At 72.5% G+C, this 26,294-nt stretch carries 3 protein-coding genes; 2 read left to right on the forward strand and 1 reads right to left on the reverse strand.

Going from position 1 to position 26,294, the window contains the following annotated elements; genetic code table 11:
• Nucleotides 1–97: 97 nt before the first annotated feature.
• The gene (locus AB0L29_RS24930) at nt 98–1,327 is read right to left on the reverse strand and encodes a cytochrome P450 (RefSeq protein WP_365829972.1); all 1,230 of its coding nucleotides are present in this window, start codon (nt 1,325–1,327) and stop codon (nt 98–100) included.
• Nucleotides 1,328–1,936: 609 nt separating this feature from the next.
• On the opposite strand from AB0L29_RS24930, the gene AB0L29_RS24935 reads away from it, so the two are divergent.
• Complete coding sequence (locus AB0L29_RS24935) at nt 1,937–2,347, forward strand: DUF4180 domain-containing protein (RefSeq protein ID WP_365829990.1); 411 nt, start codon at nt 1,937–1,939, stop codon at nt 2,345–2,347.
• 449 nt (nt 2,348–2,796) lie between these two features.
• Nucleotides 2,797–26,292 (forward strand): SDR family NAD(P)-dependent oxidoreductase, encoded by a 23,496-nt coding sequence (locus tag AB0L29_RS24940; protein ID WP_365829973.1) that lies wholly within the window; start codon nt 2,797–2,799, stop codon nt 26,290–26,292.
• Nucleotides 26,293–26,294 lie beyond the last annotated feature (2 nt).

Consider the following 26,294-nt stretch of genomic DNA (forward strand, 5'->3'; position numbering starts at 1 on the left):
CCGCACCGGACGCACCTGGAGGGCGCCGACCGATCTTTTCCGGCCGCGTGCGCGCGGATCGGCGTCCGTGTGGGCGGGGCGAACCGAACCGGGGGAGTCAGCCCCGGGCGGCGCCGAGCGACACCGGCAGGGACCTCAGCCCGCGCAGGGCCGTACCCGGCTGCCAGCGCAGGTCGGCCGGGTCGGCGGCCAGCCGGAGGTGCGGGAACCGGTCGATGAGCCGGTCGAAGGCTATCTGTGCTTCCAGCCGGGCCAGCTGCGCTCCGACGCAGTAGTGGATGCCGTGTCCGAAGGACAGGTTGGCGGCCGCCTGACGATGGATGTCCAGGCTGCCGGCGTCGGGGAACTGGGACTCGTCCCGGTTGGCCGACGTGAGCGCGACCACCACCAGCTCGCCCTCCGGTATGACCACTCCGCCGACCTCGATCGGCTCGGTCGTGAAGCGCAGCGACGACGTGTTGACCGGGCTCTCGTAGCGCAGGAGCTCGTCGACCGCCCCGGGCATCAGTGAGCGGTCCGCGCGCAGAGCGGCGAGCTGGTCGGGGTGGCGCAGCAGCGCGTACACACCGTTGCCGATGAGGTTGACCGTGGTCTCGTTGCCCGCGACCAGCAGCAGGAACGCCATCGAGACCAGTTCCTGGGTGTTCAGCTTGCCGTCGTCACTGGAGCGCACCAGGCCGGTGAGCAGGTCGTCCGCCGGCTGCGACCGCTTGCTTTCGATCAACTCGTGTAGATATCCGAGCAGTGCCATCGTGGCCTGCGCCATGCTCTCCGCGTCCCCGCCGGAGAGCTGGGTGGGGACCCAGCCCTTGAAGCGCTCCTGGTCGTCGGCCGGAACGCCCAGCAACTCGCAGATCACCGCCATGGGCAGCGGGTAGGCGAGGGCACGCATCAGGTCCACCTCGTCGTGGCCCTCCATCGCGTCGAGCAGTTCGGTGGTGATCTCCTCGATCCGGGGGCCCAGTTTCTCCACCGCTCGCTGCGTGAACACCTTGTTGACCTGCTTGCGCAGCCGGGTGTGGTCCGGCGGGTCGGCGTTCATCATGTGCGCGGCCAACTCGCTGGCGAACACCATGCCGGTCTCGCCGTCGGTGTGCCGCTGGATGACCTTCTGGCCGACCTCGATGTTCTTGGACAGGCGGTTGTCGGTCAGCACGGACTTCGCGTCGTCGTAGCGCGTGACGAGCCAGACCTTGGTCCCGCCCGGCGCGATGATTTCGCGGACCGGTGCCTCCGAGCGGAGCACGTCGTACAACGCGTGCGGATCATGCTCGAACTCCTTCTCGTCGATCTGGAGCGGAGCCGCGCCGTCAGGGCCGCTGGACATGCTTCCTCCCGTAGGTCAACCAAGATTTCCGCGAACGATTCGGTGCGCACCCTGAACGGGTGGTACGAGGGGCGGTGTCGCCAGTCGATCACTAAACGCCGTGTCCCGCAAGGCTTCCCGGGTGGCGGTACCCTTCTCGCTTTCGTGCGAGATGCCGTCGGATGAACGGCAGGGAAAACGCGAAACGCCCGTGGTTCGCGTCGATGAGTACGTGCCGAGGGTACTGCCCATGGGAAAGGGAGAGGAGAGTTTCGGGGAGGGGAAAGGCTGCTGCCGACCTCGGCCCGCGCGGGTTTTCCGGACGCTCTTCCTGTCGATTTTGGGCCACGAGCCCGGTCGGGTCCCCGCGCGCCGGCGGCGGAACCGCGCCCCTCCGCGAGAGGCCACCTCGCGGCCGACGCCGCGTCGGAGGCGGGTTCCTCACCGGTCTGACCAGCACGAAGATGCTACGGGGAGCTGCGCGGCGGGAGCGGTCCCGCGGCCGCACCGGTGGAACCAGCCACTCCGTAAACCTGTAGATCGCACTTTGGCTGGTTAGTCTTCCAGGCCCCGGTGGGCCGTTGACCCATGAAACAGGAGCGTGTTAGTTTCCTCCGGCTATCTGTGACCATGATTTTTCTCTTGGGGGATTGTAAATTGCCGGATTTGTTGCAGGAACGGCGCGGAGTGCAGGTATTGATGTGCGATCCGGCCGGGCCTACGGTGGTCACCGAGCAAGATGCGCTGGACTTGATCGGTTCGGCATTGTTCGACGCCGAGATCGTGGCCGTGCCGGTGAGTCGGCTCGACGAGAAATTCTTCTCGCTCGGTACCCGCATCGCCGGAGAAATCATGCAGAAGTTCGTCAACTACCGCATGCGTCTGGCCGTCATCGGTGATATCTCCCGCCATATGGAGGCCAGTTCCGCGCTGCGCGCTCTGGTGCATGAATCCAATGCGGCAAGTCATATCTGGTTCCTGCCCGACGTCGAAGCCCTCGACGCGCGTCTGGAATCCATCGGCGGCAGAGGGCGGGGCTAGACAGCCGTCCTGAAGGCGGACGCCGCGGTCTGCCGGCCGGGTGGCCCCGAGCCGCGTCCGAGCCCGCTTCGCGGGGTCCGGCCGACGCTGTGCCGGGTCGGACGGCCGCCCACCGGGCGCCATCGCCGATCTCGGGCAAGGGGGCAGAGTGGTCCCCGGCGTAGGCGTACCTTCCGCCCTTCGTTCTCGTCATCGGGGCGCGCGCTGCGGTCGAGGAGCGCGCGCACTCTCCGGGGAGGCGGCAGTCGCCGCGGCCACGCGGAGCCCGTGAGATCCGACAGCGGCATCCAGGCCGCGGAGACCAACAGCCGGCTGTGACACATCCAGGCGGCATTCACCGTTGGAGCCGTTCACCAGGAGAGGCATCCGCCGGTCCGGCGTGCCGAGTATCGGCGGTGAGCGGCCAAGGTGCGTCACACCATCGCGAAAGACAAGGGGAGTCTCCACTGATGTCGCAGCATGTCCCCATAGCCGTCATCGGCATCGCATGCCGGTTTCCCGGGGCCGACGACCACCGCCGGTTCTGGGACGTCATCAGGAACGACCGGTCGCAGATCGGCGAAGTGCCACAGGCGCGATGGAACACGGGGGGAGGCCGGCCGGCGCGGACCTCCGGCGACGGCACGAGGCGCCCTCCGAGCAGCTGGGCCGGCCTGATCGACGACGTGGACGCCTTCGACGCGCCGTTCTTCCGCCTCTCCCCGCTGGAGGCGGAAAGCACCGACCCGCAGCAGCGGATCACGCTGGAACTCGCCTGGTCCTGCCTCGAAGACGCGGCCATCGCGCCCAGCGCGCTCTCCGGGCGCGACGTCGGGGTGTTCATCGGCTCGTTCAACCTGGACTACAAGGAGCTCCAAGAGAGACAGCTGCACGAGGTCGCGGCACACCACTCCACGGGAACGATCGGCGCCGTCATCGCCAACCGGGTCTCCCACTTCTTCGACTTCCACGGGCCCAGCGTCGTCGTCGACACGGCGTCGTCCGCCTCCCTGCACGCCCTCCACCTAGCGGTCCAGTCCCTGCGGCACGGCGAGTGCGCCCTCGCGCTCGCCGGCGGGATCAACCTCGTGCTGACCCCGGCCCGGTACACCTCCTTCGCCAAGACCGGCATGCTGTCGCCCACCGGCTCGTGCCGTCCCTTCGACGAACGGGCCGACGGCTACGTGCGAGGCGAGGGCGGCGGCACCGTCCTGCTCAAGCCCCTCCCGGACGCCGTGCGCGACGGCGACCACGTCTACGGCGTCATCAAGGGCAGCGCCGTGAACCACAGCGGCAGGACACGCACCCTGACCTATCCGAGCGAGGAGGCGCAGGCGCAGGTCGTCGCGGAGGCCCTCACCCGGGCAGACGTCTCTCCCGACACCATCGGGTACGTCGAGGCGCACGGCACGGGCACGCCGACCGGCGACCCGGTCGAGTTCGAAGGGCTGGTGGAGGGCTTCCGCAGAGCGCGCGGCGAGACGGCGAAGCCGCCTGAGCACAACTACTGCGGGCTTGGGTCGGTCAAGCCCGACATCGGCCACCTCGAAGCCGCCGCCGGGATCGCCGGCCTGATCAAGGTGCTGCTCGCGCTGGAGCACCAGGAGCTGCCCGGTCTGCGGGACTTCCAGCGGCTGAATCCGCGCATCGACCTGGACGGCACGCCCTTCCACATCGCCGGCCGGCTGCGTGAGTGGGAGCCGCTGCGGTCGCGGTCCGGCGAACCACTGCCCCGCCGCGCGGGCGTCAGCTCGTTCGGCATCGGCGGCACGAACGCCCACGTCGTGCTCGAAGAGGCACCGGCCGTCACACCGGCCGACCCGCGGCAGCACCCCGCGTACCTCCTCTGCCTGTCCGCCAGAACCGGCACCGCGCTCCGGCGGCGGATCCAGGACATGCGGGACTGGCTCGACCGTGACGGCGCCCACGCCGACCTGTTCGACCTCGGTGCCACGCTGCTCCTGGGCCGGGAACACCTCGACCGCCGGACCGCGCTGGTCGTGAGCGACCGTGACGACCTCCGGGCGAAGCTGACCCTGCTGCTCGACACCGGGCGCGCCGACGACTGCTTCCACCGGCCCACGGGCACGCCCTCGGACGGCGAGCCGGCCGGAGCACCGCGGCCCGCCGCCGGGGCCGGGTTCGACCTCGGCGCCGACCTGCCCGCCGCCGAGTACCGGGAGCGGCTGCTCGACCTGGCGGAGTCCTTCGCCGAAGGACACCACCACCGGTGGGAGGACCTGTTCGCGTCGGCCCCGGGACGGCGGCTACGGCTGCCGACCTACGCGTTCGACCGGCACCGCTTCTGGATCACACCCGACGCCCCTGCGGACCAGACCGCTCCCGCCCAGGCGCCGGCGCCCCCGGCGGGCGAGGAGCCGGATTCCGCGATCAGCCAGGAGGAGCACGTGCCGGACGTGACCGCGCGAACACCTCGAGGGGGGCCGGTGGACACCGACGTCCGGGAACGGGTCGAGGCGGACCTCCGCAACCTCGTCGGCGGCGTACTGAAGCTCCCGGCCGACGAGATCGGTCCGCGGGACCGGCTGTCCGACCTCGGCTGCGACTCGGTCGGCAACACGACGCTCGCCCTCCGGCTGAGCGAGCACTACGGCATCGACGTCGCGCCGTCGCTGTTCTACGGGTACTTCACGATGGAGATGCTCAGGGACCGCCTCCTGGAGGAGCCGTACGCCGACGCCGTGGTGCGCACCTATGCGGCGGCCGATGGTCCCACCGCCGATGAGCACCCGACCGGTGAGCACCCCACCGACGAGCACACCCTCGACGAGACGGCCCGCGCCGAGGGGGAGGCGTCCGTCCTGGCGGCGGACGAGCCCGTCCCCGGGCCCGGCCCCTCGGCGAAGAGCGGATCCGGTGCCGTCGACGACGGTGACCACCGTATCGCCGTCATCGGTATGAGCGGCCGCTTTCCGCAGGCCCGCACGGTCGACGAGTTCTGGCAGTTGCTCGCGGAGGGCCGGGAGGCGGTGACGCCGATCCCCGCGCACCGGCTGGGCAACTGGGCCGGGGTCGCCGGAGCGCGGGACGTGCGGGGCGGATGGTTACCCGGTGAAGCCGAGTTCGACCCGCTCTTCTTCGAGATATCCCCCAAGGAAGCCGAGCACATGGACCCCCGGCAGCGTCTGCTGCTGCAGGAGGCGTGGCGGGCCCTGGAGGACGCCGGATACGGGGCGAAGCAGCTCGCCGACAACACCATGGGCATGTTCGTCGGCGCCGAACAGAGCGACTACCCGGGACTGGCCGGGGACGGACAGACGCTGACCTCCGGTCACGACGGCATCCTGGCCTCGCGTCTCAGCTACTTCCTCGACTTCTCCGGTCCGGTGCTGACCGTGAACACCGCCTGCTCGGCAGGCCTGGCGGCCGTGCACCAGGCCTGCCTGAGCCTTCGCAGCGGCGAGTGCGACACCGCGATCGCGGCGGGCGTCAGCCTGTTGGCCGGCCCCCAGTTCCACGAGCACGCCACCCAGGCCGGGATGCTGTCGCCCGACGGGGTCTGCTACGCCTTCGACCAGCGTGCCAACGGCATGGTGATGGGCGAGGCGATCGCCGCCGTCGTACTCAAACCGCTGGCCAAGGCCCTGGCCGACGGTGACCGGGTGCACGCGGTCATCACCGCGAGCGGTCTGAACCACGACGGCCGGACCAACGGCATCACCGCGCCCAGCCAGCCCGCGCAGGCCGCCCTGCTCGAATCCGTGTACCAGCGCTTCGGCGTCCGGCCGGCCGACATCGAATACGTGATCGCCCATGGCACGGGCACCCGGCTGGGCGACCCCGTCGAGGTGAACGCGCTGACCGAGGCGTTCCGCCGCCACACCGACAAGACCCGGTACTGCGCGCTGACCTCGGTCAAGACGAACATCGGGCACACCCTGGCCGCCTCGGGCGTGGTCAGCCTGATCGCCCTGGTGCAGGCCCTGCGGCACCGGACCGTGCCCGCGAGCCTGCACTCCGAGCGGGAGAGCGAGTACATCGACTGGGAGCGCAGCCCGTTCGAGGTCAACAAGGAGGCCCGGCCCTGGCCGGACCGACCGGGGCGTGAACGGACCGGCGCCGTCAGCTCCTTCGGCATCAGCGGGACCAACGTCCACGTCGTGGTGGAGAGCCACGGCGACGGATCGGCCGCGCGGCCGGCCCTCTTCCGGCCCTCGTACCTGCTCGCGCTGTCGGCCAAGACCGAGGAGGCGCTGCGGACGCGGGTGGCGGACCTGCTCGCCTTCCTCCGGGCCGGTGGGGCCGACGACGTGGGGCTCGCGCGGATCAGCAGCACCCTGCTCGCGGGCCGGCACCACTTCGCGCACCGGTGCGCGGTGGTCGCGGACAGCCCCGAGGACGCCGAACGGCTGCTGCGGCAGGTCCTCGACGGCAAGGAGGACCCCCAGGTGTTCCGCGGCCTGGCCGGCCGTGACTTCCGCCCGCAGACCGCGCTCGCCGAGTACGGGAACGAGCTGGTGGCACGCGCCCGCGCGGGGGACCGGGACGCCCGGTACCGGGACGCGGTCCGGGCCCTGGCCGACCTCTACTGCCAGGGCTACGAGCCGGCCTGGGAGAACCTCTTCGGCGACCGGCCGCTCCCGTGCGTGTCGCTGCCCGGCTACCCCTTCGCCCGCGAAACCTACTGGGCCGGTCCGGCGAGGGCCGGCCGAGCGGCACCGGCGCACGCCCTGCCCGCGCCCGCCGCGCTGCACCCGCTGCTGGACAGCAACGTCTCCACACTCCGGTCGCAGCGTTTCGCCAAGCGCCTGTCGGCGGGCGAGTTCTTCCTGCGCGACCACGTCGTGGACGGGAAGATCCTGTTGCCCGGAGTCGCCCACATGGAGATGGCGTACACCGCCTCCCGGCTGGCCACCGGCTCCGACAGCGTCACCCTGCGCGGCATCATCTGGGGCCGTCCGATCGTCATGGACACCCCGTCCCGGACCGTGCACATCGAACTGAGCCCGCTCGGCGAGGACGCCCTGGAGTTCGTCATCCATGACGGTGCCGAGGGAGAACACACGGTCTTCTCCCAGGGCCGGGCCGACTACGCCGCCGGCCGGCCGACGCGCCCGCGTGGCGCGATCGACGTCCCCGCGATCAAGGCGCGGTGCACCACCCGCCGCGAGAACACCGAGATCTTCGCGAGCCTGCGGGACCTGGGGTTCGGCTACGGCGAGACGTTCCAGGCCATGGAGACGCTGTACTGCGGCGAGGAAGAGGGGCTGGCCCGCATCGTGCTGGGCGACGGTCTCGACGAGGACTACCCCCGCTTCACCCTGCATCCCTCGCTGTTCGATGCCGCGCTCAACGCGCTGCGCGGCATCGGGGAACCGGACGGCGTGCTGCGCATTCCGTTCAGCCTCGAGGAACTCGTGGTCTTCGCCCCGATTCCCCGGCAGTCCTACTGCCACGCCACCGTCCACCGGATCGCCCGCGACGGCACCATGAGCGTCGACCTCGCGATCTGCGACGACAGCGGTGCCGAGTGCGTTCGGCTCACCGGCCTGGTGTTCAAGGAGTTCGCGGCCGACAAGAGCGAGAAGCTGCACTACTACGTGCCGCGCTGGACCGATGCCGATGCCCATGTCCATGCCGAAGCCGCCGATGCCGGCGCCGGGCGTACGCTGCTCCTTCTCGACGACGAGGACACGCGCCGCACCCGGCTCGGGGCGAGGTACGCGGGCCGCGTCGTGCGCGTGCGGCAGGGGACCGGGTTCCAGGAGACGGGCCCGGACCTGTTCACGGTGGACCGCCGCAGCGCCGAGGACTTCGACCGGCTCCTGCGGACCCTGGACGAACGGGACCTGTCGCCGCGGGCGATCGTCGACTTCTGGCCGCTGATGCCGGACCGCTCCGATCTCACGGTCGGCCTGGAGAGCCTGCTGCACCTGTTCCGGGCGGTGCACCGGACCGGCGCCGAGCAGGAGGTCCGGTACCTGTCCGTGCTGCCGGAGCGGTCCGGGCCGCAGCGGGCGGCAGCCGAGGCGCTCTCGGGCTTCGGCCGTGCCATGACGCCGGTCGACCACCTGTTCCGGGTGGGCAGCCTCCAGGTCGCCGACGCCCGGGACGCGGACGCCGTCGCCGGCAGCGTGCTGCGCGAACTCGGCGTGGCGGACGGCGCCGCCCCGTGGGGCGGGCACGAGATCCGGCACGTCGACGGCGTCCGCCAGGAGCGCGTGCTGCGGCCGTGGACCGGGGCGGCGGGCGGCGGTTCTGCCGAGCTGCCTCTCAAGGAGGGCGGCGTCTACCTGATCAGCGGCGGCGCCGGAGCCCTGGGGCTGCACGTGGCCGGGTACCTCGCCCGGCAGTGCCGGGCGCGGCTCGTCCTGCTGGGCCGCCGGGAGGCGGACGCCGCGCTGCGGGAGGAGTTCGCCGCACTGGAGGCCGCTGGGGCCGAGGTCCTCTACCTCGCCTGCGACGTGGCCGACCGCGACGGCGTGAGCACGGCGCTCGACACGGGGAGGAAACGATTCGGCGCTCTGGACGGCGTCTTCCACGGCGCGGGCGTCATCGGCGGTACGGGCGTCATGGACGTGGACTGGGCCGGTTTCGAGGCGGTGCTGACGCCGAAGACGCACGGGACCGTCCACCTGGACGAACTGACCGCCGCGGACCCGCTCGACTTCTTCCTCGTGTTCTCGTCCGTCGCCGCCTACGTCGGTGACTTCGGACAGGGAAGCTACGCCGCCGCCAACCGGTTCCTCGACGGCTACGTCCAGCACCGGGAGGAGCTGCGGGCGCAGGGCCTGCGGCACGGCCGGAGCGTGTCGGTCAACTGGCCGTACTGGGAGGAGGGCGGCATGCTCGGCGAGCTCGCCGAGGAAGGCCCCGCGCGGACCCTCTACCGCGACCACTCGGGAATGCGAGGACTGCGGACCGAGGAGGGGATCGGGGCGCTGCTGGAGATCCTGACGTCCGACGAGACCCAGGTCGTCGTGACGAAGGGCGAGCGCCGGAAGATCGAGAGGGTCCTGCGGGTCGCGGGCGCCGAGCGGGCCGTGGCCGAGCCGGCCGTGGCCGCGGCCGATCCGGAACCGGAGGGCGCGCACCCCGTGGCCGTGCACCAGCCCGTGGCCGTCGTGGGGGGCGGGGAACCGGTGGCCGCGGAGGACTCGGGGGAGATGTTCGCGCGGACGGTCGAGTATCTGAAGGACCGCTTGGCGCAGGTCTTCCACATTCCCAAGGCGCGGATCGACGCCGCCGCGGAGCTGGGGGAGTACGGCATCGAGTCCATCCAGATCATGGAGTTGATGCGGCTCCTGACGAAGGACTTCGACTCCCTGCCGGGGACGCTGTTCTTCGAGTACCGCACGATCCAGGAGCTGGCGGAGTACTTCACCGAGCAGCAGGCGGCGCGTCTGACCGAGCTGCTGGGGCTGGAGCGGTCCGCCGCGCCGGCTTTGGAGGCGGTACCGACGAGCGCGCCCGCGCCCGCGGCCGCCGCGCCCTCCGCACCCGCCGCTCCCCAGGGCAGGTTCACGCAGGTGCGGACCGTCGCCGGCCCCGACGAGGCGCCGTCGGCCAGGAGGGCCGGCGGCCGGACCACGGGACGCTCCCGTGACGTGGCGGTCATCGGCATGAGCGGCCGGTACCCGAAGTCACGGAACCTCGACGAGTTCTGGCAGGTCCTGGAGCGCGGCCAGGACTGCATCGAGGAGATTCCGCCGCACCGGTGGGACAAGGACCTGTACTACGCGGCCGAGAAGACACCCGGCAAGAGCTCCAGCAAGTGGGGTGGCTTCATCGACGGCGCCGAGAACTTCGACGCGCTGTTCTTCACCATGTCGGCGAACCAGGCCGCGCTGACCGACCCCCAGACCCGGCTGTTCCTCCAGGCCGCCTGGGAGGCGATGGAGGACGCGGGGTACACGCGCCGTTCCCTGAGCCCCGACAAGGCCCGCAAGATCGGTGTCTACCTGGGCATGATGTGGAACGAGTACCAGCTGTACAGCGGCGAGGACGTCGTCCTGTCCGACCGCGCCGCCGCCTCCAACGCCGTCTCCTACTTCTTCGATCTCCACGGGCAGAGCCTGACCGTGGACACGGCGTGTTCCTCCTCGCTCTACGCGATCGCCATGGCGGTCGAGAGCATCCGCAACGGCTCGTCGTCGCTCGCCTTCGCCGGTGGCGCGAATCTGTCGCTGCACCCGAACAAGTACGTCTCGCTCAGCCAGATGAACTTCTTCTCCGAGGACGGGCGCTGCCGCTCGTTCGGTGCGGGCGGCACCGGTTACGTGCCGGGCGAGGGCGTCGGCTGCCTCCTGCTGAAGCCGTTCGACCAGGCGGTCGAGGACGGGGACCACATCCACGGCGTGATCCGCGGAGTCGCCACGGTGCACGGCGGCAAGACGAACGGCATGACCGTGCCCAACCCGCTGGCGCAGGCGGACATGGTCGCCGCCGCGCTGGCGGATGCCGGGCTCTCGGCCGAGGACGTCAGCTACGTGGAGGGCCACGGCACGGGCACCTCCCTTGGCGACCCGATCGAGATCACCGGTCTGACCCGGGCGTTCCGCAAGCACACCGACCGCAAGCAGTACTGCGCGATCGGTTCCGTGAAGTCGAACATCGGTCATCTGGAGGGCGCGGCCGGCGTCGTCGCCGTCACCAAGGTCCTGCTCCAGATGCGGCACGGGATGCTCGTACCCTCGCTGCATTCCGAGCAGCTGAACCCGTACATCGACTTCCCCAACTCGCCCTTCCACGTACAGCACCGGCTGGAGCCGTGGGAGCGGCCGACCCGGACGGTCGACGGGGTGGAGCGGACCCTGCCCCGGATCGCCGGCGTGTCGTCGTTCGGCGCGCACGGCGCCATCGCGCACGTCATCATCGAGGAGTACCGGCCAGAGGCGGAGCGTCCGGCCCGGACCCCGGGTCCGGAACTGCTGGTGCTGTCGGCGAAGGACGACGAGCGGCTGCGGGACAAGGCCCGGGCGCTGCTCACCTGGCTGTCCGGGGCCGGTCAGGACGCCGATCCCGCGGATCTCGCCTACACCCTCCAGGTCGGCCGCGAGGCCATGGAGGAACGCCTGGCCCTCGTCGTCGACGGGCCGGACGCCCTGCGCGAGGGACTGCGCACCTTCCTCGACGGCGGGCAGGAGAGCGCGCACGTCTTCCGTGGGGGAGTGCGGGAGAACAAGGACGCCGTCGCTCTCCTGGAAGCCGACGAAGAGATGCGCGCACTGGTACGCCAGTGGCTCGGACAGGGCCGGCACGACAAGCTGGCCAACGTCTGGGTGAAGGGCCTCGCCCTCGACTGGGCGTCCCTGGCCCGCCGCACCGAGCCGCGTCGCATCCCCCTGCCGACGTACCCGTTCGTCCAGGAACGCCACTGGCTCGACGCGCCCCCCGCCCTCGCGCTCCGGCCGCCGCGGACGGTGGCGCAGGCCGAGCCCGCGGTGGTGACCGGCGCCGCGGCGCAGCCGGGCCGGTCCGCCGGGGAACAGCTCCGGCCCCTGGCCTTCGTGGAGGACTGGGAGCCCGCGCCTGTGGAGACGGGCACCGCGCGTGCCCCGCGGGGCATCGTCTTCCTGTGCACCGGCGCGGAGCGACAGGAGGCGGTCGCGCGAGCCGCGCGGGAGATCGACCCCGGTCTGCGCACGGTCTTCGTCGGGCGCGGAGACACCTACCGCAAGACACACCCCGACCGCTACCAGATCCGCCGCGGGACGGCCCAGGACTACCTGGACGCCTTCCGGGACATCGCGGCCGGGCCTGTCCCCGTCGACGCGGTCGTCAGCGTCGAGGCGCTCGAACCAGGTGGCGTCGACGGCGACTTCGGCGATGTCGTCCTGACGGTGCAGGCCATCGCCGGCGCCGGGCTCGACGTATCCCGCTACCTGGTGGCCGGGCAGTACCGCGACGGCCGGGAGCGGGCGCTGCTCGAGGCGCATCTCGGCGTGGAGCGCTCGCTGGGCATGGTGCTGCCGAAACTGTCCGTGGCGGCCGTGCTCCAGGACGCCGACGATCCCCTGCGGCCGGCCGACGCCGCCGCCTGGCTGACGAGGCTGGTCGCCGAGCTGCGTCAGGAGCGGGCGGTCAGCGCGCTGTACCGGTCGGGCGAGCGCTTCGTCAGCCGGGTCCGTGAGGCCACGCTCGACGAGCACCGCGCCGGCGCCCTCCGGCACGGCGGCACCTACCTGATCACCGGTGGCTGCGGCGGACTGGGGCTCATCGTGGCCCGGCACCTCGCGGAGCACTTCGCGGCCAACCTCGTCCTGACCGGGCGCTCCCCGTCGGACGAGACGCGCCGCGAGGCGCTGCGCGGCCTCGGCGCCGGACAGCGGGTCCTGTACGTCCAGGCGGACAGCTGCGACGCGGACGCCATGAAGCGGGCCGTGACACAGGCACGCGAGCGCTTCGGGGCACTGCACGGAGTGATCCACGCCGCCGGTGTCCAGGGGCAGGGCAGCATCCTGGACAAGGACCCGCGGTCCTTCCAGGACGTCCTCGGCCCCAAGATCCGCGGAACGCTGGCCCTGGACGAGGCGCTGGCGGGCGAAGAGCTGGACTTCGTCTGCTACTTCTCCTCCACCGCCGCCGTCATCGGTGACTTCGGCACCTGCGACTACGCGGTCGGCAACCGTTTCCAGATGGCCTACGCCCGGCACCGCGACGCCCAGGTACGCGCGGGCCGGCTGTCCGGACGGACGGTGGTCGTCAACTGGCCGCTGTGGCGCGAGGGCGGCATGGGATTCGACCACGACACCACCACGATGCTGCTGAAGTCGAGCGGCCAGGACTTCCTGGAGACGGCGGACGGCCTCGCCCTGTTCGAGCGGCTGCTGTCGCAGCGTGCCGCCCAGCACATGATCCTGGTCGGCAGGCCCGACCGGGTGGCGCGCTTCCTGGGGCTGACGACGCCCCCCGCCGACATCCCGGCGCGACCCGGCACCGGCGCGGCCGCGACCCGGCCGGCCGCCCCGGCGAGCACCGACGGCCCGGACACGCCGCAGCCCCCGGAGGTCGCGCGACGCCTGGCGCACGACCTGAGGCGGATGGTCAGCGGCGCGGTCGGCCTCTCCCCGGACCGGCTGTACGAGGACGACAACCTCGCCGACTACGGCTTCGACTCGGTGAGTCTGGCCGGACTGGCCACCGAGCTGAGCGAGCACTGGGGCGTCGAGATCACGCCGGCCCTCTTCTACAGCCGTTCCACACTGCGCAAACTGCGGGAGTACCTGGCCACCGAGCACCAGGAGCTCCTGGCCGCGTTCTACGGCGACCGGGGCCTGGACGGCACCGTCCGCGGGCCCGCCGCCGCGGAGCCCGTGCCGCCGCGGGACGGGACGATCCCCGCCGGCCCGCCGCGCCCCGGCGCCGAGCCCGCCCAGGACGCCGCCGGCGCCCCGGACACGTCCGCGGCCCCCGGCGTGCCGGAACCGCGCACGGAGGACGAGGACGGCGACGCGATCGCGGTCATCGGCATGAGCGGGCGGTTCCCCGGCGCCGACGACCCCTCCGAGCTGTGGTCGGTCCTCGCGGAGGGCCGCGATGCCGTCAGCCCCGTCTCCCGCGACCGCCTCGACCTGTGGGACGAACCGCACGACAGCCCCTTCGCCGCGTTCCGCGTCGGCCAGGTGTCCGGTCCGGAGGAATTCGACCCGCTGTTCTTCGAGATCTCCCCCCACGAGGCGCGGAGCCTGGACCCGCGCCAGCGGCTGCTGCTCCAGGAAGCGTGGCGCGCCCTCGAGGACGCGGGCTGGACGCCCGCGTCGACCCGCAGGATCGGCATGTTCGTGGGGGTCGAGCAGGGGGACTACGACACCCCGGACCCCGAGGCGGGCAGCGTCACCGCCAACCACGACGGCATCCTCGCCGCACGCCTGTCGTACCTGCTCGACCTCAGCGGTCCCGTGATGGCCATCAACACGGCCTGCTCGTCGGGGCTGGTCGCTGCCCACCAGGCGTGCGCGAGCATCCGCGCCGGCGAGTCCGACGTCGCCCTGGCCGCGGGCGTCAGCCTGATCACCACCTCGCAGCTGCTGACCCGGACCCGGCAGGCCGGCATGCTGTCCGAGGACGGCGTCACCTACGCTTTCGACCGGCGCGCGAACGGCATGGTGCTCAGCGAGGCCGTCGCCGTCGTGGTGCTGAAGCGACTCTCGGCGGCGGTGGCCGACGGCGACCGGATCCACGGCGTCATCCGCGCCAGCGGCATCAACTACGACGGCAGGTCCAACGGCATCACCGCCCCGAACGGCGACGCCCAGGCCGCGCTGCTGCGCGACACCTACCGGCGGCACGGCATCGACCCGGCCGACATCGAGTACGTGGTCGCCCACGGCACCGGCACGCGGCTCGGCGACCCCGTCGAGGTCAACGCGCTCAACGACGTCTTCCGCGGCTTCACCGACAAGCGCCGGTACTGCGCCCTGACGTCGGTGAAGCCCAACGTCGGGCACACGCTCGCGGCCTCCGGGCTCGTCAGCCTCATCGGGGTCCTGCAGGCCATGCGTCACGAGACGATCCCCGCGTCCCTGAACTGCGCTCAGGAGAACGAGTACATCGACTGGAAGGACAGCCCGTTCTTCGTCAACAAGACGAACCGGGCGTGGCCCCAGACCGCCGAGCGCCGAAGGATGGCCGCCATCAGCTCCTTCGGTATGAGCGGCACCAACGCCCACATGGTGGTCGAGAGTCGCCCGGCGGGCGGAGAGAACGAGGTCACGGAGATGTCCGCCCACCTGGTGGCCCTGTCGGCCAAGTCCGAGGAGTCGCTGCGGCAGCGCGTCGCCGACCTGATCGACTTCCTGGAGACCCCGGGGCGCCCGCACGGCCTGCGGGACGTCGGCGCGACGCTGCTGGACCGCCGGACCCACTTCCGGCACCGCTGCGCCGTGGTGGCCCGCGACACCGCCGAGGCGGTGCGCCTGCTGCGCTCGTGGACCGCGGACCGGCGGGACCCCGACGTCCTCACCGGCGTGGTGGCCAAGGATTTCGCACCGGACGAGACGGCCCGGCAGGCCGGGGACCGGCTGCTGGAGGAGGCGGCCGGACCGCACCAGGACGGCCCCGGGCTGCGGGACGCGCTGCGCGCCGCGGCGCGGGCCTACTGCCAGGGGTACGACCTGGCGTGGCGTCGGCTGTTCGGCGGCCGGCGCACCGCACCGGTCGCGCTGCCGGGTTACCCCTTCGCCAGGAAGCACCTGTGGCGGCAGCCCACGCAGCGGCCGGCGCCGGCCGGGGTGTTCACGCCCGCACCCGACCGCGCCGCCGGTGAGGGACACCGGTTCGACACGACGCTCACCGGAGCGGAGTCCTTCCTGCGCGACCACGTCGTGTCCGGGGAGATGATCCTGCCGGGCGTCGCCCAGCTGGAGCTGGTCCGCGCCGCCCACGCCGCGCTCCCCGCGCGGCGGAACGCGCCGACGGACGCCCTCACGTTCCGCGACGTGGTGTGGCTGCGGCCGGTGCGGGTCGGGGACACCGCGCTCGACCTCCACGTCGAGCTGGAACCGGACGGCGCCGCCGGGACCCGCTACCGCGTATCGACGGCCGGAGCCGACGGCCCGGTCGTGCACAGCCAGGGACGCGTCGAGCCCGAGGACGGACCAGGCGCGCGGCCCCGGCTGGACCTGACGGCCCTGCGGTCCGAGTGCGGCCGCTACGAGCTGACCGCGACCGAGGTGTACCTCGTCTACCGTCGCCAGGGCATCGCGTACGGGCCCTCCTTCCGGGGTGTGCGGCGGATCCTGGTGGGCGACGCCCAGGTCCTCGCCGAACTGGCGCTGCCCGAGGCGTCCGAGTACGGCCCGGGCGCGCAGGTGCTGCCGCCGGGGCTGCTGGACGCGGCACTGCAGTCCTCCGTCGGCCTGCGGGACGGCGGCGAACTCCGTCTTCCGTACGCCGTCGAGGCGGTGGAGATCCTCGGCCCCTGCGAGCCGGTCATGTGGGCGTGGCTCAGGCGCACCACGGAGAACGGCGATACGTTCGACGCCGACCTGTGCGACGCGCACGGCGAGGTCCGCGTGCGGTTCAGGGCCTTCAGCACCCGGCCCCTGCCGGCCGAGGCCCCGTCCCCGCCGGCGCCGCGGCGGTCCGCCGAGGGGAGCCCAGTGCTGCTCGAACCGCGGTGGGAGCCCGTCCGGTCCGGTCTGCCGGCCGACGACGACGGGCCGCTGGGGCGGACGCTGCTGGCCGGCGCGGACCCGGAGGAACTGGCCCCGCTCCTGACCGGACGCGGGGAGGACGTGGACGTCCTGCTGCTGCGGGCCGACGACACCGTCGACGGCCTGCGGGAGCGGCTCGCACGCGGTGGACCGTACGACAGCGTCGTATGGGTCGCGGGCGGCGGCGCGACGGTGCTCCCGCACAGCGAGGAGCTGATCGCCCGTCAGGAGGTGGGCCTGTACGCCGGCTTTCGGCTGGCCAAGGCGCTGCTGGCGCTGGGCTACGACAAGCGGGACCTGGAGTGGACCGCCCTCACCGTCCGCAGCCAGGGCGTCGTCGACACCGATCGCGTCGACCCGGCCCACGCCGGCGTGCACGGCCTGCTGGGGTCGCTGGCCAAGGAGAACCCGCGGTGGCGGGTGCGCGTCGCCGATGTGGAGGCTCCGCACGACGAGGTGGTGCGGGAGGCGCTGCGCCTGCCGGTGCAGCCGTCCGGCGACAGCTGGGCCCACCGCGGCGGGCGCTGGTTCCGGCAGACCCTGGCGCCGGTGACGCTCGACGCGCCCCCCGCGCAGGCGGCGCCGTACCGACGCGACCGGGTCTACGTGGTCATCGGCGGCGCCGGCGGACTGGGCGCGGTCTGGACCGAGCACGTCGTCCGCGCCTACGGGGCGCAGGTGGTCTGGATCGGCCGCCGCGCCGAGGACGAGGCGATCCGGGCCAGGATCGACGAGCTGTCCCGGCTGGGACCGGCCCCCTGGTACGTGCAGGCCGACGCCACGGACCGGGCCGAACTGGCGGCCGCCGTCGCCCGGATCAAGCTCCGCTTCCCCGAGATCGATGGCGTCGTCCACTCGGCGCTCGCGCTGCTCGACCAGAGCGTGGCCAGGATGCCGGAGGAGCGCTTCCGGGCCGCCGTGCGCGCCAAGGTGGACATCAGCGTCCGCATCGCGCAGGTCTTCGCGGACGAGCCGCTGGACTTCGTGCTGTTCTTCTCCTCGATCAACTCCTTCCAGCGCTCGGCGGGACAGAGCAACTACGTGTCCGGCTGCGTCTTCAAGGACGCGTTCGCCCGGCTGTGGCGGCAGAGCCGCCCCACCACCGTGAAGGTGATGAACTGGGGCTACTGGGGCAGCGTCGGCGTCGTCGCCTCGTCCGCGTACCAGCGGCGGATGGAACAGAGCGGCATCGGCTCCATCGAACCCGCCGAAGGCATGGCCGCACTGGACCTCCTGCTGTCCGGGCCCCACCACCAGCTCGCCGTCGAGAAGACCACCGTCCCGCGGCGGAGCGCCGACGACACCCGTCCCACCGACTGTGCCGGCCCGGACGACCGGCTGTTGCAGCGCGTGCTCTCGGACTCCGGCAGCGCCCGGGGCTTCGACGACGCCCTGCTGTGCGAACTGCTGCTGCTGCAACTGCGAGCGCTGGGGCCGAGCGGCGCGGACGGCTCCGTCGACGACCTGAGAACCGCCCTGGACCCGAGCGGCGGCTATGACCGCTGGCTCGCGGAGAGCCTGCGGATCCTGGCCGAGCACGGCTACCTCCGGGCGGACGCCGGACGCCACACCCCCACCGACAGGGCGCGTCTCGACGGCGACGAGGTGTGGCGGCGCTGGGAGGCGGTGTGCCGGGAGAGCGAAGGCGCCAACGCCCACGTCAACTTGCTGGACCCGGCGATCCGCGCGCTGCCCGACGTCCTCTCGGGCCGACGGCGCGCCACCGACGTCGTCTTCCCCGGCTCGTCGATGAGCCTGGTACGGGGTGTGTACCGGGACTGCGAGAGCGCCACGGCGCTGAACGAACTCGTGGCGGAGTCGGTGGCCGCCCGCGTCGAGGCCCTGCTCGCCCGCGACCCCGCCCACCGCGTCCGCATCTTCGAGATCGGTTCCGGCACCGGGGGCACCAGCGAGAAGGTGCTGCGCCGGCTGGCGCCGTACCGCGACAGCGTCGCCGAGTACTGCTACACCGACGTCTCGCAGTACTTCCTGCGCAACGGACGGCAGGAGTTCGGCACCGACCACCCGTATCTGCGGTTCGAGCTGTTCGACGCGGAGCGCGCCCCCGCCGAGCAGGGGGTGGACGAGGGCGGGTACGACATCGTCCTCGCCACCAACGTCCTGCACGCGACCCGCGACGTCCGGGCGGCGGCGCGGCACGCGCGAGCGCTGCTGGGCGCGGAGGGCGTGCTCATCCTGAACGAGCTGGCGACGCGCACCCCGTTCCTGCACCTGACCTTCGGGCTGCTCGACGGCTGGTGGCGCTACGAGGACAGCGACCTGCGGATACCGGGCTGCCCGGGGCTGGCTCCCGAGACCTGGCAGCGGGTGCTGCGGGAATCGGGCTTCGCCACCGTGACCCACCCCGCCACCCCCCTGCACGACGCCGGCCACCAGATCGTCGTGGCCGACGCCGGCGAGCGCACCGGCGCGCCTGCCGTCGCACCGCTGGGAGCGGACGATGCGCGGCAGCGGGTACGGGCCGTGATCGTCGAGCGGCTCCAGACGTCGCTGGGGCTGGACCGCCGGGAGATCTCCGAGGAGGACTCCTTCGCCGACTACGGCGTGGACTCCATCCTCGGCGTCGAGCTCACCCAGCAACTGAGCGCCGACCTGGGCATCACGCTCTCGGTCACGGACCTCTTCGACCACAGCTCGGTGCGCGCGCTCGCCGGCTACGTGGTGGAGCACCACCTCGACGCCTCGTCACCGCTCCTGGCCCCGCCCCTCCCCACGACGGCCCCGGCGCCCGAGACCTCGGCTGCTCCCGCCCCGGCGCCCGAGGCCGCCCCCGTATCCGGGCCCGCCCCGGCGCCCGTCGTCGAACCGCCGGCCCCGTCCGCACCGGTGACCGGGCCCGCACCGGTGACCGGGCCCGCCGTGGACGGCCCGCCGCGGCCGGCCGTCCCCGACTCCGTCCGCGAGCCCGTCGCCATCATCGGCGTGAGCGGCAGGTTCGGCACGGCCGAGGACACCGGCCGGCTGTGGCAGCACCTCGCCGAGGGCCGCAGCCTGGTCCGCGAGATCTCCCGCTGGGACATGTCCGCCTTCGTGGCGCCCGGCGCGCCCCACCCCCGGTACGCCTCGCTGATGGACGGCATCGACCGGTTCGACCCGCTGTTCTTTCAGATATCCGGCCTCGAAGCCACCTACATGGACCCCCAGCAGCGGATCGTGCTGGAGGAGGCGTGGAAGGCGCTGGAGGACGCCGGCTACGCGGGCGACGCCCTGCGCGGCCGCTCCTGCGGCGTCTACATCGGCACCCAGGTCAGCGACTACCTGCCGGGCTCCAGCGCCGACGCCCCCGCCCAGGCCATGTGGGGCAACGCCGAGGCGATCATCCCGGCACGCCTGTCCTACCTCCTCGATCTGCAAGGCCCCGCCATCGCCGTCGAGACCGCGTGCTCCGGATCCCTCGTCGCCCTGCACCTCGCGTGCCAGGCCCTGCGGACGGGCGAGATCGAGACGGCCCTGGTCGGCGGAGTGTCCGTGCAGTGCGCACCCGACTACTACCTGAACGCCCACAAGGCCGGGATGCTCTCGCAGACCGGTCAGTGCCACACCTTCGCGGAGGGCGCGGACGGCTTCGTCCCCGGCGAGGGCGTCGGCGTCGTCCTGCTCAAGCGGCTGCGGGACGCCCTCACCGACGGTGACCACATCCACGGCGTGATCCGCGGTTCGGGCATCAACCAGGACGGAACCTCCAACGGCATCACGGCGCCGAGCGCCAAGGCGCAGGAGCGGCTGGAGCGGCAGGTCTACGACACCTTCGGCATCGACCCGGCCGGCATCCAGCTCGTCGAGGCGCACGGCACCGGTACCCAGCTCGGCGACCCGATCGAGTTCCAGGCGCTGACCCGCGCGTTCCGCCACTACACCGACCGGCGCCAGTACTGCGCCATCGGCTCGGTCAAGACCAACATCGGGCACACCGCGCCGGCCTCGGGAATGGCGGGCCTCATCAAGATCCTCCTCGCCCTGCGCCACCGCGAGCTGCCGCGCAGCCTCCACTTCGACCAGGGCAACGCCCACATCGACTTCGAGGACAGCCCCTTCTACGTCAACACGGCGCACCGCCCCTGGACGACCGAGCCGGGCCGGCCGCGGCGCGCGGCGCTCAGCTCCTTCGGGTTCAGCGGCACCAACGCCCATGTGGTGGTCGAGGAAGCCCCCGCCGCGCCGCGCCGCGGCACCGCGCCCGTCCAGCACCACCTCGTGGTGCTGTCCGCCCTGTCCCCGGAGCAGGTGCGGACGCAGGCGGAGCGGCTGGCGGACCACCTGCGCCGCCACCCGGACACCGACCTGGGCGACATCGCCTCGACCCTGGTGCGGGGCCGGCGGCACTGCCCCGTCCGGCTGGCGTGCGTGGCCCGCGACACCGCCCACCTGGTGACGCTGCTGGAGCGGTGGCTCGCCGACGGGCCGGGAGCTCAGGTGCGCACCGCCGATCTCACGGAGAGCGCGGTGAGCCCGCAGCCCGCTCTGCAGCAGTACGGCGACAGCTGCCTGCGCGCGTGCGCCGAAGGCGCCACCGGGGAGAGTCGCCGGGAGCACCTGGAAGCCGTGTCCGCCCTCTACCTGCAGGGGTACCAGCTGCGCTACGAGCGGCTTTTCGAGGGCGGCGCGTACCGTCGCGTCCCCCTGCCGGCGTACCCGTTCGCGCGGGAGCGCCACTGGCTGCCCTCGGGGGACGGCTCACCTTCCGCGGCGCCCGCACGGTCCGCCGACCGCACACCCACGCCGGGGCCGCGAGCCGACGCGGCCCACCTGGCGCTGGCACCGGTGTGGGTCGAGGAACGGGCCCCCGAGCCCGGCCCCGCCCGGCCCGTCGGGAACGGCGTCGTCGTCGTGGGCGGCAGCGCCGCGGACCGGGTGGCCCTGGCGGCCGAGTGCCCCGACGCCCACTTCCTCCCGCACGGCTCCGCGAGCACCGCGTCGCTCACCGAGCAGCTGCGGGGCGCGGGCCAGATCCGCGAGCTCGTGTGGATCTCCCCGGCGGACGCGGCCGCCGAAGCCGGTGCCCCGCAAGGGGACACCGCCGCCGGAGCGGTCGCGTTCTTCCGACTGGTCAAGGCGCTGTTCGAGCTGGGCTACGGCGCCGAGGAGCTGACGTGGACGGTGGTGACGCGCCAGAGCCAGCCCGTGCGGCCGGGCGAGCCGGTGCTGCCCGCCGACGCGGCCGTGCTCGGCCTGGCCGAGGTCATGGCCGAGGAACTGCCCGACTGGAGCGTGGCCTGCTTCGACCTGGGTCCGTCCGACACGCTCCCCGCCCGGACCTCGCGCACCGCCGGGGCCGCCACCGTGCGGGCGCTGCGCGACGGCCGGTGGTTCCGCCGCGGCCTGTACCGGGCGGAACTGCCCGCACCGGCCCGTTCCCCGTACAAGGAGGGCGGGGTGTACGTCGTCCTGGGCGGGGCCGGGGGCATCGGCCGGCTCTGGAGCGAGGACATGATCCGGCGCTACCGGGCGCAGGTCGTATGGATCGGCCGGCGGGAGGAGGACACCGCCATCCAGGCGGAGATCGACCGCCTGGCCGCCCTCGGGCCGGCTCCGTGGTACGTCCGGGCCGACGCCGCCGACAAGGACGCGCTCCGGGGCGCGTACGCCCGGATCCAGGAGCGGTTCGGCACCGTCCACGGTGTGGTGCAGTCCGTCTTCGGCCTGGTGGACCAGAGCCTGAACAACACGACCGAGCAGGCGTTCCGGCAGGGGCTGAGCGCGAAGATCGACGCCAGCGTGTGCATGGCGGAGGTCTTCGACGCCGACGGACTCGACTTCATGCTCTTCTTCTCCTCGATCGCGTCGCTCAACCCGACCCGCGGATACTGCAGTTACGTGGCCGGCAACGCCTTCGAGGACGCCCTGTCCCGCCGGCTCTCCGGAGCACGCCCGTACGCCGTGAAGGTGGTCAACTGGGGCTACTGGGGCGCCGTCGGCAGCGGGCTCGACGTTCCGGGACACGTGCGTGAGCGCATCTACCGGCGCGAGGGACTCGGCGACATCGACCCCGCGCTGGCGATGGACGCGGTCGAACGGCTGCTGGCCGCTCCGCTCGGACAGGTGGCCTACCTCAACACCAGCGAGCCCGAGCGGTTCGAGGGCTACACCGACCGCGAGGCGATCCGCGTGCTGGAACCCGCCGAGCGCCGCAGCGAGCCGCTCTCCCCGCGGCTGCCCTCGCGCGAGGAGCAGCGGCGCACCGTGGAGGCACGGGCCAAGTCCGCGCTGCGGACGCTGGACGAACTGCTCCTGCGGCTGCTGTGGTGCGCACTGCGCGAACGCGGCTGGATCGGGACGGGCACCGTCGACGCGGAATCCTTCCGGCAGGCCGGCGGGATCCTCGGCAAGTACGACCGCTGGGCGTCGAAGACCCTGGACCTGTTCGCGCGGCAGGGCTGGCTCGTGGCGACCGGGAACGACGGCTCCTACCGTGCCCTCCCCGACGCCGTCGACCCGGACGCCACCGCCGCCGAGTGGGAACGCAGCCGCGACGAGTGGCTGGCCGACCCCGAACTGCGCGCGTCCGTCGACCTGGCCGCCACGACGCTGCGCGCGCTGCCGGACGTCCTCACCGGCGCCGTCCCCGCCGTCGACGTGATCTTCCCCGGCTCCTCGCTGGACCTCGTCGAGGGCATCTACAAGCGGAACATGATCGCCGACTACTTCAACGACGTCGTCGGCGACTGTGTCGTCGCACTGGTCGAGAGCAGGCTCGCGCAGGATCCCGAAGCCCGGATCCGCATCCTGGAGATCGGCGCCGGAACGGGCGGCACCACCGCCACGGTCCTGCGGCGGCTGGAGCCGTACCAGCGGCACCTCGGCGAGTACTGCTACACCGATCTCTCCCAGGCGTTCCTCATCCACGGCCGGCGGGAGTTCGGCGCGAACCGCCCGTTCCTGCGCTGCGAGATCTTCGACGCCGGCCGGTCCGTTGCCGAGCAGGGACTCGACGAGGGCGGGTACGACCTGGTCATCGCGACCAACGTCCTGCACGCCACCGAGGACATCCGCGCGTCCCTGCGCAACGGCAAGGCGCTGCTGAGGTCCGGCGGTGGTCTGGTGGTCAACGAGATCGACGGCTACACCGTCTTCGGCATGCTGACGTTCGCGCTGCTGGACGGCTGGTGGCCCCGCGACACCGATCTGCGCGAACCCGGGGGGCCCGGCCTGCGGCCCGAGACCTGGCGGTCGGCGCTGGAGCTGGAGGGCTTCGAGGGCGTCGAGTTCCCCGCGTGGGACGCGCACCCGCTCGGCCAGCAGGTGGTGGTCGGCTTCAGCGACGGGGTGATCCGCCGGCTCGCCGACGCCCAGCGGTGTTCCGCGGCCGACGAGCCGGCCTCCCCGCCGGTCCTGGAGCCCCGTCCCGAACCGGTCTCCCAGCCGGTCCGTGCAGCGTCCCGGGTGGACGGCGCGGCGCTCGGCGAGGTCGTGCGCGCGTACCTCACGGAGCTGGTCGCGCGGACCCTGCTCATACCGGCCGGATCCATCGACGTCCGGGAGCAGCTGTCCGCCTACGGCATCGACTCCATCCTCATCCTCCAGCTGCTGAACGGCCTCAAGAAGGACCTGGGGGAGACCAGCAGCACCCTGTTCTTCGAGTACCGCACCATCGAGGCGCTGACGGAATACTTCGTCACCGAGCGGGGCGAAGCCGTGGCCCGCGCCCTCGGCGTGAGCCCCGATCCGGCCGCCGAACCGGAAGCGGCGGCGTCCGTCCCGCGGACCCCCGCCCCGGACGCGCAGGCCCCGGCCGGGGCCGCCCCGACGACCGCCACCGGCCGCACGGCGACGGGTCCGGCTCCGCGCTCCCGGCGCACCGGCGACGTCGCGATCGTGGGCATGAGCGCGCGCTTCCCCCAGGCACAGACGCTGGACGCCTTCTGGCAGGTGCTGCGCGAGGGCCGGAACACCGTCACCGAGATCCCCGCCGACCGGTGGGCCCTCGACGGCTTCTACGAGCCCGACAAGGAGGAAGCCGTCGCGAACGGCAGGAGCTACAGCAAGTGGGGCGCCTTCCTCGACGGATTCGCCGACTTCGACCCGCTGTTCTTCGAGATGACGCCGAACGACGCCCTGGAGATCGACCCGCAGGAGCGGCTGTTCCTCCAGGAGGCGTGGCGGGCGTTCGAGAACGCCGGCTACACGCGGAGCCGCCTGGAGCGCGAACACCGTTCCCGGGTCGGCGTCTTCGTCGGCATCACCCGCGCCGGACACAACCTCCACGGCCCCGAGCGCTGGCGCCGCGGCGACACCGTCCAGCCCTACACCTCGTTCGGGTCGGCGGCCAACCGCGTCTCGTTCAAGCTGAACCTCAACGGTCCGAGCATGCCCGTCGACACGATGTGCTCCTCCTCTCTGACAGCGCTCCACGAGGCGTGCGAGCACCTGCTGCACGGCGCCTGCGAACTGGCGGTGGCAGGCGGCGTGAACCTGTACCTGCACCCGTCGAGCTACGTCAACCTGTGCGGCCTGCAGATGCTCGCCGACGGGGACGAGTGCCGCAGCTTCGGCGCCGGCGGCAACGGCTTCGTCCCCGGTGAGGGCGTCGGAGCGCTCATCCTGAAGCGGCTGGAGGACGCCGAGCGGGACGGCGACCACATCCACGCCGTCATCCGCGGCACCAGCATCAACCACGGCGGCACGACGAACGGCTACACCGTGCCGAACCCGGTCGCACAGGGCCAGGTCGTGCGGGACGCGCTCGACCGGGGAGGCGTCGACGCGCGCACCATCAGCTACGTCGAGGCGCACGGCACCGGCACCGCGCTGGGCGACCCGATCGAGATCAACGGCCTGACCCGGGCATTCTCCCAGGACACCCAGGACGTGGGGTACTGCGCGATCGGCTCCGTCAAGAGCAACATCGGGCACGCCGAGGCCGCCGCCGGTATCGCGGGGGTGTTCAAGGCGGTGCTGCAGATGCAGCACGGTGAACTCGTCCCGAGTCTGCACGCCGACGAGGTCAACCCGCACATCGACTTCGACGCGTCGCCGTTCGTCGTCCAGCGCGAGGGTGCGGAGTGGAAGCGGCCGGTCGTCACCGTCGATGGCGTGACCGCCGAGGTGCCGCGCCGGGCCGGCGTCTCGTCCTTCGGCGCGGGCGGCTCCAACGCCCACGTGGTGATCGAGGAGTACGTGCGCGACCAGTCGGCCCCCTGGGCCGGCCCGGCCGCCGCTCCGGTCCTGGTCGTGCTGTCCGCCCAGGACGAGGAGCGGCTGCGGGAGCAGTCGAGCGCTCTGCTGGAGGCGCTCGCGGACATCGAGCGGACCGGGGCGACGCCGGCCGATGTCGCTTACACCCTGCAGATCGGCCGGGAGGCCATGACCGAGCGGCTGGGGACGGTCGTGCGCACCTTCGACGAGCTGAGGGACCGGCTGCGCACCTTCCTGGACCGCCCCGACGGCGACGCTGCCGGGCTGCACCGCGGTCGCGCGGCACGCTCCGACCGCGCGCTGACCGCGCTGACCGCCGACGCGGACATGAGCGCGGTCGTCGGGACGTGGCTGGCCAAGGGCGCGTACGCGAAGGTGCTCGACCTGTGGGTGAACGGCTTCGAGCTGGACTGGGGCAGCCTGCACCCGGCGGGGGCGGCGCGCATCGTCCCGCTGCCCACCTACCCCTTCGCCCGGGAGCGGTACTGGATCGCTGAGCGGCCGGTCGACGGCCGGCTCCCCGACCACCACCCCGCCGCGGCCGGGGAACCGGTGGACGACCTGCCCGATCCGCTGATCGACGACCTCCTCGACGAGGTGGTGAACGGCTCTCTCGGCGTCGAAGCGGCCGCCGAGCACATCCGACGGTCCGTCCTCGACGGTGCCGGCGCGCACACCGACGACGAGGGGCGCTGATC

Origin of the sequence: Streptomyces sp. NPDC052701, from assembly GCF_040678355.1 — a bacterium.
Classification (GTDB): domain Bacteria; phylum Actinomycetota; class Actinomycetes; order Streptomycetales; family Streptomycetaceae; genus Streptomyces.

Excerpts from the sequence above, each read along its gene's own strand:
- AB0L29_RS24930 (WP_365829972.1), bottom strand. The coding sequence starts at position 1,327 with ATGTCCAGCGGCCCTGACGGCGCGGCTCCGCTCCAGATCGACGAGAAG.
- AB0L29_RS24935 (WP_365829990.1), top strand. The coding sequence starts at position 1,937 with ATGATTTTTCTCTTGGGGGATTGTAAATTGCCGGATTTGTTGCAGGAA.
- AB0L29_RS24940 (WP_365829973.1), top strand. The coding sequence starts at position 2,797 with ATGTCGCAGCATGTCCCCATAGCCGTCATCGGCATCGCATGCCGGTTT.